At 66.1% G+C, this 2,653-nt stretch carries 3 protein-coding genes; all 3 read left to right on the top strand.

From position 1 onward, the window contains the following. On the top strand, positions 1–1,119 hold a 1,119-nt coding region (locus BEN49_RS13840), incomplete at its 5' end, for a 3-deoxy-D-manno-octulosonic acid transferase (RefSeq protein ID WP_070744327.1). Between the two features lie 158 nt (positions 1,120–1,277). Continuing rightward, positions 1,278–2,204 carry a ribosome small subunit-dependent GTPase A gene (rsgA, locus tag BEN49_RS13835; RefSeq protein ID WP_070744325.1) on the top strand — a complete coding sequence of 309 codons (927 nt, stop codon included), beginning with the start codon at positions 1,278–1,280 and terminating at the stop codon, positions 2,202–2,204. A 228-nt stretch (positions 2,205–2,432) separates the two neighbouring features. Beyond that, positions 2,433–2,653: hypothetical protein (locus tag BEN49_RS13830; RefSeq protein ID WP_141765672.1), on the top strand; the 221-nt coding region annotated here is incomplete at its 3' end.

Below are 2,653 nucleotides of genomic sequence, written 5' to 3'. Positions count from 1 at the left end.
CGCATCGGCGCGGCGCTGGCCGCCGAGGGGGCCCCGCGGGTCTGGTTCCACTGCGCTTCGCTGGGCGAATTTGAGCAGGGCCGCCCGCTGATGGAGGCCCACCGCCGGGCCCACCCGGGCACGAAAATCGTGCTCACGTTTTTCTCGCCCTCGGGCTACGCCGTGCGGAAGGACTGGCCGGGCGCCGACTATATTTTCTACCTGCCGCTCGATACCCGGGCCCATGCCCGCGCCTTCCTCGACGCCGTGCGGCCGGAGCTGGCGGTGTTTGTGAAGTACGAGTTCTGGTACCACTTCCTGACGGAAACGCGGCGGCGCGGCGTGCCGGCCGTGGTGGTATCGGCCGTTTTCCGGCCCGAGCAGGTGTTTTTCAAGCCCTGGGGCGGCTTCTTCCGGGGCATATTGGGCCAGCTTTCGCACATCTTCACCCAAAACCAGGCCTCGGCCGACCTGCTGCGCCAGCACGGCCTAACCCGCGTGAGCGTGGCCGGCGATACCCGCTTCGACACCGTGGCGGCCACCGCCCTGGCCCCGCCGCGCCCCCTGCCGCTGGTGGAAGCCTTCGTGGCCGACGGGGCCCCGGTGCTGGTGGTGGGCAGCGCCTGGCCCGAAGACCTGCCCGCCCTGGGGCCCCTGCTGCGCCGCTACGCCGGCCAGATCCGGGTGCTGCTGGCGCCCCACGAAATCACGGAAAGCCACTTGGCGCAAATTGAGACCGTGCTGCCGGGGCAGGTGCTGCGCTACTCGCAGGCCACGGCGGCCACCGCGGCGGGCGCCCGGCTGCTGCTGTTTGACAACGTGGGGCTGCTGAGCCAGCTGTACCGGTTTGGGCAATTTGCCTACGTCGGCGGGGCGTTTGGCAAGGGGCTGCACAACACGCTGGAGGCCGCGGCCTTCGGCTTACCGCTGTTTTTCGGTCCTACATATAGCAAGTTTCAGGAGGCTGTGGACCTGGTGGCGCTGGGCTGCGCCACGCCCGTTACCACCGCCGCCGAGTTGGAAGCCGCCTTCGCCCGCCTGCTGGCCGACGATGCCTTGCGCCTCAAAAAGCAGGACCAGGCCCTCGACTACGTGCACCAGCAGGCTGGGGCCACGGCGCGCATTATGGCTCAGTTGTGAATTGGTGAAGGAGTGAATGTGGGAGTTGTGAGGGAGTAAATTGCGAACCGTTCTTAACCACCAACGCACTCACCTTAAACCCTCTAACGTCTTCATAAACCACTTCTTCACAACTCACCGATTCACTCATTCACTGACTCACCGATTCACCAATTAAAATGACCGGCACCGTTGTAAAATCTACCGGCTCGTGGTACGTGGTGCGCGACGCGGCCACCGAGCAGCTGTACCGCTGCCGGCTGCGGGGCAAGTTCAAAATCAAGAACCTAAAGGTGAGCAACCCGCTGGCCGTGGGCGACCTGGTAACCTTCGAGCCCGAGCAGCAGGCCGAGGGCGCGGCCGTGATTACGCACATCGCGCCGCGCCGCAACTACATCGTGCGCCGCTCGGTGCACACCACCGGCCACGCCCACATCGTGGGGGCCAACCTCGACCAGGCCCTGTTGGTGGTCACGCTCGTATCGCCCACCACGTCGTTCGGGTTCATCGACCGGTTTTTGGTGACGGCCGAGGCCTACCACATTCCGGTGGTGCTGGTGTTCAACAAGGCCGATTTGCTCGATGCCGACGGGCTGGCCTATCAGGAAGAAATTGCCGGCATGTACCGCTCGCTGGGCTACGGCAGCTGCGCCTGCACGGCCAGCACCGGCGCCGGCGTGGAAGCCGTGGATGCGCTGCTCGACGGCAAAACCTCGCTCCTTTCGGGCCACTCGGGCGTGGGCAAAAGCACGCTCATCAACGCCCTGGTGCCGGATTTAGACATTAAAACGGCCGAAATCAGCCAGTTTTCTGATAAAGGCGTGCACACCACCACCTTCGCCGAAATGCTGGAAGTGCGCCCCGGCACCTACATTATTGACACGCCCGGCATCAAGGAGCTGGGCATCGTCGACATCAAGCCCGCCGAGCTGGCCGGCTACTTCCCCGAAATGCGCGCCCTGCTCAACCAGTGCCGCTACCACAACTGCCAGCACGTGCACGAGCCCGGTTGCGCCGTGCGCGAGGCCGTGGACGCCGGCCGCATGGCCCTGCCCCGCTACGACAGCTACCTCAGCATGCTAGCCGACGACGACAACCGCCACTAGCAGCTGTAGCGCGGTTGTAGCGCGGACTGTGTAGTCCGCGGCTATGAACGGTCGCCCAACGATTAATCGGCAGGACGAAGCGAGAGCCGCGGGCTACACAGTCCGCGTTACAACCGCGCTACCGAACGCGCTACGGTCCACCGGTTTCCGCCCGCGCACCACCTAAATTTGCCGGGCAATGGGACCGGGCCGGTGGCGGCTGCGGACACCCCCAAAGTACCCTCCGCCATGCTGTACCATTGCCTGTTAGCGCCTTTTGCCGATGCGGCCCAGCAGGCCCAGTACGAGGCCGTGCACGCGGCCCTGGCGGCTGCCGAAGCCGCCGGGGGCCCCACCACGCTGCTGCTGGGCAACCTGGCGGCGCTGCCCGGCGGCGCATCCCTCGCCCTCGATGCGCTGGTGCTGCGGCCCCACCAGGCCACGGCGCTGGTACTGGTGCCGCAGGGGCG

This window comes from Hymenobacter coccineus (genome assembly GCF_001816125.1).
GTDB lineage: Bacteria > Bacteroidota > Bacteroidia > Cytophagales > Hymenobacteraceae > Hymenobacter > Hymenobacter coccineus.
Note: the sequence above shows the minus strand (reverse complement) of the source record. Positions and strands in the feature narration are given on the sequence as shown.